This is a genomic window from Shinella sp. BE166 (assembly GCF_051201095.1).
GTDB lineage: Bacteria > Pseudomonadota > Alphaproteobacteria > Rhizobiales > Rhizobiaceae > Shinella > Shinella lacus.
This window is the reverse complement of sequence record NZ_JBPEHL010000003.1, coordinates 89,871-105,816: the sequence shown is the minus strand read 5'-3', so window position 1 is coordinate 105,816 and position 15,946 is coordinate 89,871. Positions and strand designations below refer to the sequence as shown.

Here is a 15,946-nt window from a genome sequence, read left to right as displayed (position 1 = left end):
GCGCGCCGACCTCCTCGATCGGCACATCCGGCGCCCTATCCGAGATTGCGCAGCCGGCTGCGCGAAATGGCCTCTCCCGCCAGCTCTTCCCGGATACGCCCGTTGTGGAAAATCAGCACGCGGTCGACCGCGCGCACCAGTTCGTCGGTATCGGTGGAAATGATGATCACGGACACGCCGGTACGGCTCAGCTCGTCGACGATGCGCAGCACATCCTGCTTCACGCCGACATCGATGCCGCGCGTCGGCTCGTCGAGCATCAGGAGTTTCGGCTTGGTGGCGAGCACCCGGCCAAGGCAGACCTTCTGCTGGTTGCCGCCCGACAGCGTATCCACCGCCACCTCACTGTTCGGCGCCTTGATGCCCAGCGACTGGAAATAGCGCTGCGACAGCGCACGCTCCTGCTCCGCATTCATGAAGGCACTCTTGGCGAGCGCCACCTCGGCCGACAGCGAGATATTCTCGGCAATCGACATCTGCGAGATCGAGCCGTCCTTGCGCCGGTCGTCGGAGAGATAGGCGATACCGGCGGCAAACGCCTCGGCCGGATGGGCGGGCAGGGCGCGTGCCTCCCCGTCCACGAAGGTGATCGTTCCGGAAGAGGCCCGCTGCAAGCCGAACAGCGCGCGCGCCAGTTCCTTGCCGCCGCCGCCCGGTAGCCCGGTGACACCGACGATCTCGCCAGCGCGGATTGCCAGCGACGGCACGTCGAGCGTGCCGGAGCGGATGTCTTTCAGGATGACCGCGGGCGCGCCGGCGGGGAATTGCCGTTTTTCGCGCTCGAAAAGCACCAAGCCGCGCCCGAGCACCAGTTCCGACAGGTCCTCGGAGGTCAGGCTGCCGACATCCTCGGAGCCGCCGGCATACCGCCCGTCGCGCAGCACGGAAACGGCGTCACAGATTTCCAGGATCTCGTCGTTGAAGTGGGAGATGAAGATGAAGGTCACGCCCTCGCTTTTCAGCCGGCGCATGAAGTCGAAGAGCTGGGCGCGGTCGTCGACCGTGAGAGCTGCGGTCGGCTCGTCGAGGATGATGACCTTGCCGCCGGAAAACATTGCCCGCAGGATGTTGATCTTGCGTCGCGCCACGGCATCCAGCGCGCCGGCGCGGGCATCGGCCGCAATGCCGGTGCCCTCCAGCATGCGCTCGGCATCCTGCCGGAGCTTGCGCCAGTTGACGAAGCCGAAGCGGCGTTTCGGCCAGATGCCGAGCATGAGGTTTTCGGCGGCACTCAGGTGGTCGATGATCATCGGCTCCTGCGTGACGAGGAAGACGCCTTCCTTTTCCATCGCCTGCACGTCCACATGGGCGAGCGGTTTTTCATCAAGGTAGATGGTGCCGGAGGTCGGCTTGCGCTGGCCGGACATGATGCCGACAAGCGTGCTTTTGCCAGCGCCGTTCTCGCCGAGCAGGCCATGGATGGTGCCGGCGCGCACCGACAGGTCGACATCCCGAAGGGCGACCAGACCGCCATAGATCTTGCCCAGATTTTCCACCCTCAGCACGGTGCGTGCAGCGGGCGAGGCCTCAAGTCGGGACGTGGGCGCTGTTGTCATGGGGTCCTCATGCTGGTGAAGGACGATGCCGCCCTCACGGCGGCATCGTCCCGTTCAAACCGGCGGCCTATGGGAGGCTGGCCGTTCCCGGTATCAGGTATAGGGGATGTTCCACTCCTTCTCGGCGATGTAACCCCAGTGGCGCTTGTCATCGGCATTGGACGGGTCGATGACGAAGGGCGGGATGATTAGCGTCGGCCCGGTCTTGCCGGCGACGATTTCGCCCTTTTCCCAGAAGTATTTCTTGTTTTCGTATGTGCCGGTCGGAACGGCTTCCTTCTTCATGGCGTGTTTGGCCAGCATCTCGACGGCGATCTCGCCATAGGCGATCGGATCCTGCGAGACGCAGCCATCCATGTAGCCTTCCTTGATCCAGTTCAGCGCCACCGGCTCGCCGTCGATATTGACGAAGATGACATGGCCTTCCTCGCCGACCTTCTTCCAGCGGCCCTTCTGCTGGAGCGCGGTGACGATGCCGCGCGACGGGCTGTCGGACGGGGCGTGCACGGCGTCGAGGTTGGGGAATTCGGACAAAGTCGAAAGCGTGACCGCCAGCATCTGGTCGAGCGCGCCTTCGGTCGGGCGGGCCAGGTAGTTGATGTCCGGATATTTGGCGAATTCCGCGTCCATGCCTTCCTTGCGCTGGCGCCAGGCGACGGATTGCAGTGCACCGAAGCAATTAAGCACCGTGCCTTTGGGGCTACCATGTTTCTTGGTCAGGCCCTTGATGATCTCCTGCGCCGCCATGACGCCGCCGAGATGGTTGTCGAAGCTGACGGTGATGTCGACCTCGCCGCCGTCGGTCGGCGTGTCGATGATGGCGACGGGAATGCCCTGGCTCTTGTAGCGGTTGATGACGCTGACGATGGCCTGGCTGTCGATCGGATCGCAGACGATGCCGGCCGGGCTTTTCAGCATCAGGCTCTGCCACTGCTCGAGCTGGCGGGTGTTGTCGAAGCTTGCATTGGTCGCCTGGAATTCCCAGTCATTGGCCTGGACGGCCCGCTTCACGGCCTCTTCCTGGATGACGAAGAAATAGTAGTCGAGGCTCTTGTTGCTGTAGGGCACGAAAGGCTTGGTCTGGGCAAAGACGTTGCTGCCACCGGCAAGCGTTGCCGCGCCCAAAGCCGCGCCTGCCTGCAGCAGGTGGCGACGGCTGATCTGAATATTTGCGCTCATCTGGTTTCCTCCCTCGAAAAGCTAGCAAAACTAGATTTCCACTATATCGGTACGATGTCAATAGCGCAGGCCTGTGTCTGAAGTCTCTGGAAAGTGCTGCTGCCTAATTTTTGTGTCGAAAAATCTAGTGCGTAAAATCAATATGTTAAGCGATAAAAATCCTGCCGGAACGGCGGGGATCGAAAACCCCGGTTCCGGCGTCGTTTTCGGCAAGTCGGCAATGCCAGCCTACGTTGTTTTACTAGATTTCCGCATTTCCACGTAGGCAGAACCATCGAATTTTCCCACCACCATGCCATCGGATTCTCGCGTGAACAGGCCATTTTCCACGACGCCTGGGATGCGGTTCAGCTCGATTTCGAGTTTGCCGGGCTCGGCGATCGTGCCGCAGTGGCAGTCGAGGATGAAATTGCCGCTGTCGGTGACGACCGGCAGCTCGTCGCGCATGCGCCGTTCGATGCGGATGCCGGAAATGCCGTGGTCGACGAGTGTCTTGCGGACCATGCGTTCCGTCTGCTTCCAGGCGAATTGTACAACCTCCACCGGCAGCGGGAACCCGCCGAGCCGATCGACGATCTTGCTCTCGTCGCAGATGGTGATCATGCGCTTCGAGGCATGGGCGATGATCTTCTCCCACAGCAGGCAGGCGCCGCCGCCCTTGATCATGTTGAAATCACGGTCGATTTCGTCCGGCCCGTCGATGGTCAGGTCGATCTCGCCGATCTCGTTCGGCTCGGTGATCTGGATGCCGACATCGCGCGCGACATCGATGGTGGAGCGCGAGGTGGTGGTGCAGGTGAGCTTCATGCCGCCGGCGACATGTTTGCCGAGTTCACGCACGAAGAAATGCGAGGTCGTGCCCGAGCCGAGGCCGAGCTTCATGCCATCGCGCACGAACTCCTCGATGACGCGGCGCCCGGCCGCCTTCTTTGCTTCGTCCTGGGTGCTCATGGGGTCTGCAATCCTCCGGTCTTTCAGATCTTGTCGGTTTGCCAGCTATCGAGTGCCGGCAATTGGTCAGGGAATTCGGAACCGCTGATCACCGCCATGGAGGTGACCAGCATGTTGACGACGAGGTGATGGTTGAGGCGCGAGGCGATCGGCGTCAGAAGCTCCGTGCGCTCATAGGGCGTCACGGCGATCAGCACGTCGGAAATGCTCGCGAGCGGGCTGTCGGCCGCGGTAATCGAGACGACGCGCGCGCCGCGGGCGCGAACAGCGGTCGCCACCTCGACCATCTGCTTGGTATGGCCCGATTGCGAGAAGATCAGCGCCACTTCACTCGGCTTCGAGGTCTCGGCATGCAGCCATTGTTTCTTGCGCCCGTTCACCGCCGCGCAACGCAGGCCCAGGCGCTGGAACTTGTGCTCGGCGTCCACCCCGGTGATCTCGGAAATGCCGCTGGAATAGATGCCGATCCAGGTCGCGCCGTTCAGCAGCTTCGCGCCGGCCTCGATCTGGGCGGGGATGATATCCTCCAGCCCGCGCTGGATAGCGTTCAGCGAATTGCGCGCTGTCTTGCGCACGATGTTCTCGACCGAATCTCCGGCAACGATCTGCTCGTAGGCGAAGGGGGCCGAGGGCACGAGGCTCTGGGCGAGGTAGAGCTTGAAATCCTGATAGCCCTGGAAGCCGAAGCGGCGGCAGAAGCGCATGATCGTCGGGTCGCTGACGTCGCATTCCTCCGACAGCTTCGCCATGCTCATGTGGAGCACCTGGTTCGGCTGCGTGCTGACGAAGCGGGCGACGCGGGCTTCCGCCGTCCCCATCTCGTGGCTTTCCTGCAAAATGCGTTGCAACAGGCTATCGCTGGTCATTCCTGCACGTCTCCTTCGACAAGCGGTTGGCGCAGGGCGGCAAGGTCGGAAAGCCGGGTGAGGCGGTAGGCCGGCGCGACATCGAGATGCCGGCCGGTCCCCCAGGGAACGGCATAGAACGGCACCCCGGCGCGCGCCGCCGTGGTCTGGTCCACGGTGGTATCGCCGACATAAACCCAGCGCCCGGCCGCAAGGCCCATGCGCGTTGCGACAGTCAGGAGATGAATCGGGTCCGGTTTGCAAGCCGGCACGTCATCGGCGCCGGCGACGGCGTCGAACAGGTGGCCGATGCCGAGGATGTCGAGGATGCGCAGCGTCAGGGCATGCGGCTTGTTGGTACAGATGCCGAGGCGAAAGCCGGCTGCATGCAGCAGATGCAGGTCTTCCTTCACGGCCTCGTAGAAGCGGGTGAGGCGTGAAGGCGTGCGGTTATAGGCGGCGAGATAGCCCTTGACGGCGCGGTCCACCGTCTCGTCGTCGCTCGGCAGGCCGAGTTCCACCATCATGTCCAGCAGCAGGCGGCGCGGGCCGTTGCCGATGAAGCGCTCGACGAAGACGACTTCCAGCTGCGGCCAGCCCTGCTCGGCGAAATATTCGTTGACGCCGCCGGCAATGTCCGGCGCGCTGTCGATCAGCGTGCCGTCCAGATCGAAGATCAGCCCCTCGCACTCCTGGTCGCGTGTCGTCATCGCTGCTGCCCTCATGTCTGAATGTCGTCGAACGCGCGCGACAGCGCGTGCAGATTGTCGCGCAGCGCCGGATAAAGCGCCTGATAGACCGAAAAGCCGGGGCTTAACCGCGCCTGGCCGGCCGCGTCCACCGCCTCGCGGGTGAGGGGACGGCAAAGCGCCGCCGCCTGTTCCGGCGTTTCGTAAAGGCCGATGCCGAGACCGGCCACCAGGGCCGCGCCGAAGGCCGCCCCTTCGGCCGCCCCTTGCGTCGTCACCACGTCGCAGCCGAAGAGATCGGCCTGCATCTGCCGCCACAGCACTGAGCGGGCGCCCCCGCCGGAGGCCTTGACGACGCTGGCCTCGATGCCCGCCTCGCGCATCACGGTGAAGATGTCGTAGAGCGCGAAGGCGACGCCCTCCATCACGGCACGCGCCATGTCGGACGGGCCGTGCAGCCCGGTCAGGCCGATGAAGGCGCCGCGCGCATCGGGATCGGAATGCGGCGCGCGTTCGCCGTTGAGATAGGGCAGGAAGACGAGGCCGCGGCTGCCGGCCTGGCTTTCGGCGGCCGTCGCGGCGATGTCGTCATAGCTCCAGTCGCGGCCGGTGGCGAAGCCGCGCAGCAGTCGCTGGAACCAGCTCATGGCGAAACCGGCATTCAGCGTTACACCCATCGCATGCCATTTACCCGGCGCGACATTGCAGAACACCTGCAGGCGGCTGCCAGGATTGTCGATCGGCCGGTCGAGTGCCGAGGCGACGATGCCGGCGGTGCCGATCGTCGTCTGCACGTCGCCGGGCGCAATCACGCCAGAGCCTATGGTCTGGATGACGCTGTCACCGCCGCCGCCGACCACGGGAATGCCCTCGGCGAGCCCGAACAGCTCCGCGCCTGCGCGGCTGACGCGACCGGTGATCTCCGGCGATTCATGGCAGGGCGCAAACAGGCCGGCGTCGATATCGAGCTTTTCCATCAGCGAAAGGCTCCAGGCGCGGGCGCGCACGTCGAACAGGCCGGTGCCGGAGGCATCGGAAACCTCCGTCGCCTTTTCGCCGGTCAGCAGCAGCCGCAGGTAATCCTTGGGATTGAGCACCTGCTTCAGCCGGCCGAACAGGTCCGGCTCATGGTTGCGCATCCAGGCGATCTTGCCGCCGGTATAGCCGAGCAGCATGCGGTTGTTGGTATAGCCTCGCAGCGCCGCCTCGCCGCCGGCTTTTTCCGTCAGCGCGGCACATTCCGCGCCATTGCGCTGGTCGTTCCAGAGCAATGCCGGGCGCAGCACGCGGTCGGCCTCGTCGAGCGGCGTCAGCCCGTGCATCTGTCCGGAAAGGCCGATCGCGCGGATTTCGACGTCGCGATGGGCGGCAATGAGCCGGCCGACGGCCTGGCGTGTGCCCTCGATCCACAGCGCCGGATCCTGCTCCGTCCAGCCGGGGCGCGGCTGGGCGAGGTCGTAGGTCGCGGTCTCGCTGCCGATCAGCGCGCCATCGGTTGCGAGCAGCAGCGCCTTGCAGCCTGACGTTCCGATATCGATCCCGAGGACGGCCTGCCGCATGGCTCACAGACCTTCCGGCAGGTCGAGACGGATGCGGATATGCTTGAAATTGAAATATTCCAGCATGCCCTCGCGGCCGTGTTCATAGCCGACGCCGCTCTGCTTGCGCCCGCCATAGGGCGCATTCATCACCCCGGCATCGACATTGTTGACGGCGACATTGCCGTAATCCAGTCGGCGCGACAGGTGGCGGATTTCGGCGGCATCCTGCGTGTAGAGATAGGAGGCGAGCCCATAGGGCGTGTCGTTGGAGAGCTTGACCGCCTCCTCCAGCCGGTCGAACGGCATGACGCCGACGAGTGGCCCGAACGTCTCCTCCGTCATCACCTTCATCGTGTGATCGCAATCGACAACCACCGTCGGGCGGAAGAAATGGCCCCTGGCGAAGGCTTCGCCCTGCGGCCGGTCGCCGCCCGCAGCAAGCCGCGCACCGTTGGCGAGCGCGTCCTTCAGGTGGTCGATGGTCTTGTTGAGCGGCTCGGCCGAGGCCATGGCGCCGATATCGGCATCCGGCTGCGTGAGCCCATTGGCGACGGTCAGTGCATCGGCGGCTTTCGCCAACCCCACGACGAAGGCCTCATAGACCGGGCGCTCGACATAGATGCGGTTGATCGCGATGCAGATCTGGCCATTGTTGCGGAAGCTGCGGCGGGCAGCACCCTTGATCGCTGCGGCGAGATCGGCCTTGGCGGTAACGATCATCGGGCAATTGCCGCCGAGTTCCAGCGACAGGCGCTTGATGCGCGGGCAGGTCTTCTGGATGTGCAGGCCGACGGCAGACGAGCCGGTGAAGGCGATCTTGTCGATATCCGGATGCTCGACCAAAGCCTGGCCGACGACGGAGCCGGAGCCGGTAATGACATTGACGACGCCCGCCGGGATCTTCGCCTCCTTCACCTTGGCGGCGATGGCGAGCGCGGTGAAGGGCGTCAGTTCCGCCGGCTTGATAATGATGGTGCAGCCGGCGGCAAGCGCGCCGCAGAGCTTCCAGCCGATCAACTCCGCCGGATAATTCCACGGCGTAATGGCGCCGACGACGCCGATCGGCTCGCGCACCACGTGGCTTTCGCTGTCGGTCGTGTCGTTCGGAATGATCTCGCCATGCACGCGCACCGCCTCTTCGGCATAGAAATGGCAGGCCTCGGCAAGCTTCAGGATCTCGCCGCGCGCCTCGTTGACCGGCTTTCCCTGTTCCAGCGTCATCACCTTCGCCATGGCATCGGCGTCCGCGGCGATGACCTCGCCCAGGCGATGCAGCGCGGCGGCGCGCACCTTGGCGGGCGCTGTCGCCCAGTCCGGAAAGGCCTTGCGGGCGGCAGCGACGGCGGCGTCGATTTCCTCCTGGTTCGCGAGCGTGATGGAGCCGATCTCCTCCAGCGTCGCCGGATTTTCCACCGGGATCGGCCGGCCGCGCCCGGTCACGAAATCGCCGTCGATAAACAGTTTGCCGCTGAGCTGGTCGAGCATTGTACCCATCGTTCTTGCAGTGGTCTTCGAAGGCGTCTTCACGCCGGATGGCTGCAATATATAGTATCACTACGTATCCACAAGCCCTGCCATAAGCGGGAATTTCATTTTTGCGCGTGCGAGATAACGTTGCAGCGCAACAAGAAAACAGCATTAAATCATTGCATTACTTTCATATTCAGCGCCTTGTGGCGTTCTCCGCCGCGACGCCCGCTTTCGGTGGCGTATTTTGGATTGACGAGAAAATGAAGTAATACTAGTAATGCCGCATCCCAAGGAGGACTTCTCATGACCATCGATTTTCCGAAGGCTGCGCGCCTGATCGGCCGCGTCTGGCGCCCTGAGCTGGACGGGCCTTCCGTCGTTATCCTGCGCGACGGCGTGCTGTTCGACGTCACACAGGCGGTGCCGACCGTCGCCGACTTCCTCGACCGGGATTGCGTCGCAACCTTCGATGCGCTGACCGGCGAGCGGCTCGGCCCCGTCGAGGATTTCGTCGCCAGCCCGCAGGAGATGGGCAATGGCGCGGCGCGCGCCTGCCTGCTCGCGCCGTGCGACCTTCAGGCGCTGAAGGCCTGCGGCGTCACCTTCGCGCGCAGCATGATCGAACGCGTCATCGACGAGCGCACCGCAGGCGATCCGCAGCGCGCCGAGGAAATCCGCCAGCGCATCGGCGACCTGATCGGCGGCAGCCTGACCAAAGTGCGCGCCGGCTCGGAAACGGCCGAGCATGTGCGCGGCGTGCTGCAGCGCGAGGGGCTGTGGTCGCAATATCTGGAAGTCGGCATCGGGCCGGATGCGGAAGTCTTCACCAAGTCGCAGCCGATGTCGTCCGTCGGTCACGGAGCGCTGGTCGGCGTCAACAAGATTTCGCGCTGGAACAATCCCGAGCCGGAAATCGTGCTCGCCGTCAACAGCCGCGGCGAGATCCGTGGCGCGACGCTCGGCAACGACGTCAACCTGCGCGATGTCGAGGGCCGCTCCGCCCTGCTGCTCGGCAAGGCGAAGGACAACAACGCCTCCTGCGCCATCGGCCCCTTCATCCGCCTGTTCGACGAGGGTTTCGGCATCGCCGATATCGAGAAGGCGGAACTCAGCATGTCGGTCACCGGCGAAGACGGGTTCGAACTCACCGGCCGCTCCAACATGGCCGAGATCAGCCGCGCGCCCGCCGAGCTGGTGCGCCAGACACTGTCGAGCCATCAATATCCGGACGGTTTCATGCTGTTCCTCGGCACGATGTTCGCGCCGACGCAGGATCGCGGCACCCCGGGCAGCGGCTTCACCCATCAGGAGGGCGATGTCGTGGAAATCTCGACGCCGATGCTCGGCACGCTCGCCAACACCGTCACCTCCTGCGACAAGGCTGCTCCCTGGACTTTCGGCACGCGGGCGCTGATGCGCAACCTCGTACAGCGCGGAGTTTTGGGGTGATGCGCGTCGTCGTCACCGATTACGCCTTCGGAAATGTCGATCAGGAGCGCGCGGCTGCGATGGCCGTGGCTGCGGCCTTTTCCGAACACCAGTGCCGCAGCGAGGACGAGACCATTGCTGCCGTGCGCGATGCCGATGTCGTCTTCAACAACTTCGCGCCGATGAACGAACGCACCATGGGCGTCATGGCCCAGGGCGCCACCGTCATCCGCTACGGCGTCGGCGTCGACAATGTCGACCTGGAGGCGGCGCGGCGGCTCGGCGTGCATGTCTGCAACGTGCCGGATTACGGCGTCGAGGAAGTCGCCGATCACGCCGCCGCCATGGCGCTTTCGCTGGCGCGCAAGCTCGGCCGTTACGACGCCGGCATCCGCGCCGGCGAATGGAAGATCGCCGCGATGGTCGATCATGTGCATTCGCTCGGCCAGTCGACCGTCGGGCTTGTCGGCTTCGGCCGCATCGCCCGCGCTTTCGCGCGCCGCATGCAGGCTTTTGGTGCGACGATCGTCGCCTATGACCCTTACGTTTCCGCCGCGGATGGCGCGACGATGCTGCCGCTCGACGATGTGATTGCGCAGGCCGACATCCTCTCGCTGCATGTGCCGCTGACACGCGAAACCCGGCAAATGATCGGCAAGGCCGAGATCGCCCGCATGCGCAGGGGCGCGATCCTGGTCAATGTCTCGCGTGGCGGGCTGGTCGATGAAGTGGCCCTCGCCGAAGCGCTTTCCAGCGGCCATCTGGGCGGGGCAGGGCTGGATGTGTTCGAAAAGGAACCGCTGCCGGCAGGGGTGCCGCTTCGCGATGCGCCCAACGCGATCTTCTCGCCCCATGCGGCCTTCTTTTCCGATGCCTCGGTCGAGCGACTGCAGCGGCTTGCTGCGGAAGAGGGTTTGCGGGCGCTGAAAGGCGAGCCTCTGCGCTGCGCCCTGACATGATGGAGACGCCGATGGCCTATCTCAAACAATTCGACCTCACCGGCCGCACCGCGCTGGTGACCGGCGCGGGACAGGGCATCGGCGCCGAATGCGCCACAGCCCTTGCCGAGGCCGGCGCGCATGTCCATTGCACCGACCGCGACGGCGCCCGCGCGGCAGAAACGGCGGAGCGGCTGAAAGCCGCCGGTTTCAGCACCGAGGCCCATGCGCTCGACGTCACCGATACGGCCGCCCTCGAAACGCTGGCGGCGAGGCTGCCGCCGCTCGACAGCCTGGTCTGCAATGCCGGCATCGTCACCAACACGCCCGCGGAAGAGATGAGCGACGATGAATGGGACCGGGTGATCTCCATCAATCTCACCGGCGTGTTCAAGACCTGCCGCGCCTTCGGCCGCCGGATGCTTGCCGCCGGGCGTGGCTCCATCGTCACGATCGGCTCGATGTCCGGCACTATCGTTAACACGCCGCAGCCGCAGTGCCACTACAATGCGTCGAAGGCTGGCGTGCATCACCTGACGCGCTCGCTTGCGGTCGAATGGGCCAAACGCGGCGTTCGCGTGAACGCGGTCGCGCCCACCTATATCGCCACGCCGCTGCTCGACAAGCTGAACGAACAGCCGGAGCTCATTCGCCGCTGGCTGGACCTGACGCCGATGGAGCGCCTCGGCAAACCCTCGGAAATCGCCTCCGTCGTCCTGTTCCTCGCTTCGGATGCTTCAAGCCTCATGACGGGCTCGATCGTGACGGCCGATGGCGGCTACACGTCGATCTGATCGCTTCTCGTCTCGAAGGCTGCAATCTCCAAGAATCTCTCTTGTCATGTTGTAAGTACAACATTATAGGATGAAGAGAAGATATCTGGAGGATGCCGCATATGTCCGAACGCCGTGAACTGGCGAACGCCATTCGTTTCTTGACCGTCGATGTCGTGCAGAAGGCGAATTCCGGGCACCCCGGAACCGCCATGGGCATGGCCGATATCGCGGAAGTGCTCTGGAACGATTTCCTGCGGCACAATCCGGGCAACCCGAAATGGCTGAACCGCGACCGTTTCGTGCAGTCGAACGGCCATGGGTCGATGCTGACATATTCGCTGCTGCATCTCGCCGGCTATGGGCTGACGGTTCAGGACCTGAAGGATCACCGCAAGCTGCATTCCAAGACGCCTGGCCATCCGGAATACGGCATTACCGCAGGCGTCGAGATCACCACCGGCCCGCTGGGCCAGGGCTTTGCGACGGCTGTCGGCATGGCGCTTGCGGAAAAGAAGCTGGCGCAGGATTTCAACCGCGACGGCTTCCCGGTGGTCGATCACCACACCTATGTCTTCGTCGGCGATGGCTGCCTGATGGAGGGCGTCGCGCAGGAGGCGGCCTCGCTGGCCGGCACGCTGAAACTCAACAAGCTCATCGCCGTCTATGACGACAACAAGATTTCCATCGATGGCGAAACACCCGGCTGGTTCGCCGATGACAGCGCGGCCCGTTTCCGCGCACTCGGCTGGAATGTCATTGCCGATGTGGACGGGCATGACGCCGAGGCCATCGCCGCCGCCTTTGCTGCTGCCCGCCGGTCTGAAGACAAGCCGACCATGATCTGCTGCAAGACGATCATCGGCTATGGTTCGCCGAACAAGCAGGGCAAGGAAGAGGTGCATGGCGCACCGCTCGGCGTGGACGAGGTGGCCCGCACGCGCGAGCATCTCGGCTGGACGCATGAGGCCTTCGTCGTGCCGGAACCCGTCATGCGGGCCTGGGACGCCCGCCCGCGCGGCGAGCGGGCGGAAGCCGAGTGGAACACGCTCTTTGCCGCCTACAAGACACACTATCCCGAGCTTGCGGCCGAACTGGAACGCCGCAGTGCGGGCACGCTGCCGGATGGCATCGATGCCGCGGTGGCGGGCGAAGTGACGCGCATTCTCTCCGCCGCGTCCGTCAAGGAGCCGGTCCGCAAGGCGTCCAACCGTGTTCTCGGCAATCTCCTGAAAAGCCTGCCCGAGGTGATCGGCGGTTCGGCCGACGTCTCGCTCTCCACGCTCGCCTGGACGGGTGCCGCCCGCTCCATCACGCCCGACGATTTTTCCGGCAACTTCCTGCATTACGGCGTGCGCGAATTCGGCATGTCGGCCATGATGAACGGCATGGCCGCCCATGGTGGATTGATCCCCTATGGCGCCTGTTATCTCGTCTTCAGCGACTACAGCCGCAATGCCGTGCGTCTTGCCGCGCTGATGGGCCTCAAGGCGATCTTCCTCTACACGCACGATTCCATCGGCGTCGGCGAAGACGGGCCGACGCACCAGCCTTGCGAACAGCTTGTGGCCTTGCGTGCGATCCCCAACATGTCGCTGTGGCGGCCGGGCAGTGAACTGGAGGCATTGGTGGCGTGGGAACACGCGCTGAAGCGGCAGGGGCCGAGCGTGGTGGTTGCCGCGCGGCAGGATGGCGGTGTGTTCGCCCATTCGGTGGGCGACCTCGATGGCATCCGCAAGGGCGGTTATGTGCTGAAGGATTCGGCGGGCAAGCCGGACGTCGTCCTCGTCGCGACCGGTTCGGAACTCGGCCTCATCCTTGCTGCTGCCGCCACCCTGGAAGCCCAGGGAAAGGCCGTTCGCCTCGTCTCCATTCCCAACGGCAACCTTTTTGCGCGGGAAAGCCGCGACTACCAGGACAGCGTGCTTGTCTTCGGCACGCCGACGGTCTTTGTCGAGGCGGCATCGCCGCTTTACTGGTACCAGTTCCTCAAGGGGCCGGGTACGGTCGTCGGCGTCGATCGCTTCGGCGAATCGGCGCCCGGGCCGGAGATCTACCGCCTGATGGACCTGACGGCCGAGCGGATCGTCTCCGAGGCCGAGCAACTGCTGCGTTAATCATTAAGGGACGGGGAAGACATGTATCTCGGCATCGATCTGGGCACCGGTTCGGTCAAGGCTCTTCTGATCGACGATGGCGGCAAGGTCGTCGCCGAGGCCTCCCGTGTCTATCCCGTCTCCTCCCCCGTGCCGGGTTATGCCGAGACCGCACCGGCCGACTGGTGGGCGCAGACGGTGGCGGCCGTGCGCGCCTGCTGCGAAGGCCGCGGTCGCGAGGTCCGTGGGATCGGCCTGTCCGGCCAGGCCCACGGCCTCGTCGTCATGGGTGCCGATGCGAAGCCGCTTCGGCCCGCCATCCTCTGGGCAGACCAGCGGGCGACGGCCGAGATGGATGCCGTGCTCGCGCTGCCGGAAACGGTGCGCCGCCAGCTCGCCAATCCCGTCGTCAGCGGCATGGCCGGGCTTTCTCTGCTGTGGTTGCGGGCAAACGAACCAGAGACGTATGCCGCGACCCGCCGCATCCTCTCTCCGAAGGATTGGCTGCGGCTCATCCTGACGGGCGAGACCGCGACGGAGCCCGCGGATGCGTCGATGACGCTGCTTTACGATGTCGGGGCCGACCGTTGGGCCACGGATTTCCTCGGCTCATTGTCGATCGATCCCGCAATCCTCGCTCCGGTGGTCGAATCCGATGCGGTGGCGGGCAGGCTGACGGCGGCGGCTGCGGCGGAACTCGGCCTTGCACCCGGCACGCCGGTGGCCGCCGGCCTATCGGACACGGCCTCCTGCCTGTTCGGCATGGGGCAGGTAAAACCCGGCTCGACCATCCTCCAGGTCGGCTCCGGCATCCAGATCATGTCGGTGGTCGAGGCCATCGAGCCGCGGGTCCAACCCTTCTACAACAGCTATCGCGGCATCGGCCGCAGCCTCTATTCCATGGCCGCGTTGCAGAATGGCGGCACGGTGTTCGAATGGGCGCGCATGGTTCTCGGCGCCTCCTGGCCGGAAATGTACCGCGCCGGCTTCGAGGAGAATGAGGGAAACGGCGGCATCGTCTTCCTGCCCTATGTCACGGGCGAACGCGCGCCGCTGCTCGATCCGAATGCCTCCGCCGCCTGGGCCTATATGCGCCTCGGATGCACGCGAAACCAGCTCATCCGCTCGGTCTTCGAGGGCGTGGCGCTTGCGGTACGCGACAGCTGGGATGCGATGCAGGGCATCGGCGTTTCGGCCGACCGCATCCTGCTAACCGGCGGTGGCAGCACCGATCCACGCTGGCAGCAGATGCTGGCCGACATTCTCGAAATGCCGCTGGTGCCGGCCCACGATCTCGGCAATGCGACCATCGGCGCCGCCTATCTCGGCGGCATCGCCGCCGGCCATTGGCGTGGCCCGGACGATATTCCCTTTCCGGACGAGCTTGGCGCGCCCGTTGATCCCCAACCGTTCGAGGGACTGGACGAACTCCTCGCCCGTTTCCGTGCGACCTACCGCGGCCTCAGGCACATTTGACGCTCAATAGGTCCGGTGCAGGTCGATCGTCAGCCGCGTGCGATCGGGGTGATGCCAGGACTCGTAATATTCGAGCACCTGCTTGTTCTGGTCATAGGTCACTTCGCGGTTGAACAGGACGTAGCTGTTCATCTCCACATGCAGCTGTGCGGCGATCGCCTCTTCATTGATGCGGGCAAGCTCGACCTGCCGCTTGCCGGTCGTCGCCACCGCGTCGTAGCGCTTGGCGAGGTACTGATAGAGCGAGACCTTCTCCAGCTCGTTCGATTGCAGCAGGTCGGGAAAGCGCGAATAGGGCAGGTAGTTGCGCACCACGAGGAAGACGACGCCGTCCGCATAGCGCAGGCGCTCCAGGAAGATCGCGTCGTTTTCACCGATCTCTTCGGCGATGTGGGCGGGCGGTTTGATGCGCTCCTGCTTCAGCACCCGGGTCGTCAGCTTGAACCCGGCCTTCGCCATGCTTTCGAGCAGCGGATCGAGCTGCTGGACAAGCGCGATCGGCACCTTGCGCTCCAGCACGAAGGCGCCGCGGCCGCGTTCTGTCTCGATGAGGTTGTCATGGGCGAGCGACTGAAGGGCCTGGCGGACGACGCTGCGCGACACGTCGTACTGCTCACAGAGTTCGCCTTCGGTCGGCAGCTTGCTACCCGGCGGATAGGCGCCCGTCTCGATTGCGGCCCGCAGCGTTTCGGCAAGCTGGAAGTAAAGGGGGATGGGTGAATTGCGTTCGATGCTCATGCGAATCTCTTCCTCCCGGACCGGGGTCGAACGACTTTGCCTGTTGTGCCCATGACATGACAAGCGGACATCTCGAAAAGCATTGGCCGACGTCATGGGCTGTTGACACCAGGAACGTAGTTTGATTATGTTGTCCGTACAACATTACAAACTGCTATCCTGATATAGCAGACTGTGCCGACGACATCAAATCCGGGAGTTGCAAGGTGGGTGCGAGTGAAGCTGTCATCGAGGGTGTATCGGCGTTGCGCGCCGTCACCAAGGCG

13 protein-coding genes are annotated in these 15,946 nt (G+C 64.4%); 5 read left to right on the top strand and 8 right to left on the bottom strand.

Features of this window, described 5'->3' with window-relative positions; all coding sequences use genetic code 11:
* Positions 1-35: 35 nt before the first annotated feature.
* From J2Y63_RS07920 to J2Y63_RS07890, 7 genes are all read right to left on the bottom strand, one after another.
* Positions 36-1,556 carry a sugar ABC transporter ATP-binding protein gene (locus J2Y63_RS07920; RefSeq protein ID WP_435265608.1) on the bottom strand — a complete coding sequence of 507 codons (1,521 nt, stop codon included), beginning with the start codon at positions 1,554-1,556 and terminating at the stop codon, positions 36-38.
* Between the two features lie 93 nt (positions 1,557-1,649).
* Positions 1,650-2,735, bottom strand: coding sequence for a sugar ABC transporter substrate-binding protein (locus J2Y63_RS07915; protein WP_256116611.1), 1,086 nt, complete (start codon positions 2,733-2,735; stop codon positions 1,650-1,652).
* Positions 2,736-2,963: 228 nt separating this feature from the next.
* Positions 2,964-3,686, bottom strand: coding sequence for a ribose 5-phosphate isomerase A (rpiA, locus tag J2Y63_RS07910; RefSeq protein WP_435265607.1), 723 nt, complete (start codon positions 3,684-3,686; stop codon positions 2,964-2,966).
* A 23-nt stretch (positions 3,687-3,709) separates the two neighbouring features.
* Entirely contained in the window at positions 3,710-4,552 is an 843-nt protein-coding gene (locus J2Y63_RS07905; protein WP_256116614.1) for a MurR/RpiR family transcriptional regulator, read from the bottom strand.
* The gene (locus J2Y63_RS07900; RefSeq protein ID WP_435265606.1) at positions 4,549-5,241 is read right to left on the bottom strand and encodes an HAD family hydrolase; all 693 of its coding nucleotides are present in this window, start codon (positions 5,239-5,241) and stop codon (positions 4,549-4,551) included. The genes J2Y63_RS07905 and J2Y63_RS07900 overlap by 4 nt, the downstream gene beginning before the upstream one ends.
* 11 nt (positions 5,242-5,252) lie before the next feature.
* Positions 5,253-6,779 (bottom strand): xylulokinase, encoded by a 1,527-nt coding sequence (gene xylB / locus J2Y63_RS07895; RefSeq protein WP_435265605.1) that lies wholly within the window; start codon positions 6,777-6,779, stop codon positions 5,253-5,255.
* 3 nt (positions 6,780-6,782) lie between these two features.
* Positions 6,783-8,246, bottom strand: a complete 1,464-nt coding sequence (locus J2Y63_RS07890; RefSeq protein ID WP_435265604.1) for an aldehyde dehydrogenase family protein — start codon at positions 8,244-8,246, stop codon at positions 6,783-6,785.
* Positions 8,247-8,534: 288 nt separating this feature from the next.
* Between J2Y63_RS07890 and J2Y63_RS07885 the strand changes: the two genes are divergently transcribed.
* From J2Y63_RS07885 to J2Y63_RS07865, 5 genes are all read left to right on the top strand, one after another.
* Positions 8,535-9,680, top strand: a complete 1,146-nt coding sequence (locus J2Y63_RS07885; protein ID WP_435265603.1) for a fumarylacetoacetate hydrolase family protein — start codon at positions 8,535-8,537, stop codon at positions 9,678-9,680.
* Positions 9,680-10,618, top strand: a complete 939-nt coding sequence (locus J2Y63_RS07880) for a C-terminal binding protein (RefSeq protein ID WP_435265602.1) — start codon at positions 9,680-9,682, stop codon at positions 10,616-10,618. The genes J2Y63_RS07885 and J2Y63_RS07880 overlap by 1 nt, the downstream gene beginning before the upstream one ends.
* A gap of 11 nt (positions 10,619-10,629) precedes the next feature.
* On the top strand, positions 10,630-11,391 hold the full coding sequence (locus J2Y63_RS07875) for an SDR family NAD(P)-dependent oxidoreductase (protein ID WP_435265601.1): 762 nt from the start codon (positions 10,630-10,632) through the stop codon (positions 11,389-11,391).
* A gap of 101 nt (positions 11,392-11,492) precedes the next feature.
* Entirely contained in the window at positions 11,493-13,487 is a 1,995-nt protein-coding gene (gene tkt / locus J2Y63_RS07870; RefSeq protein ID WP_435265600.1) for a transketolase, read from the top strand.
* Positions 13,488-13,508: 21 nt separating this feature from the next.
* Positions 13,509-14,942 carry a xylulokinase gene (locus tag J2Y63_RS07865; protein WP_435265599.1) on the top strand — a complete coding sequence of 478 codons (1,434 nt, stop codon included), beginning with the start codon at positions 13,509-13,511 and terminating at the stop codon, positions 14,940-14,942.
* A 3-nt stretch (positions 14,943-14,945) separates the two neighbouring features.
* On the opposite strand, the gene J2Y63_RS07860 is transcribed toward J2Y63_RS07865, so the two are convergent.
* Positions 14,946-15,680 (bottom strand): GntR family transcriptional regulator, encoded by a 735-nt coding sequence (locus tag J2Y63_RS07860; RefSeq protein WP_435265598.1) that lies wholly within the window; start codon positions 15,678-15,680, stop codon positions 14,946-14,948.
* Between the last annotated feature and the right edge of the window lie 266 nt (positions 15,681-15,946).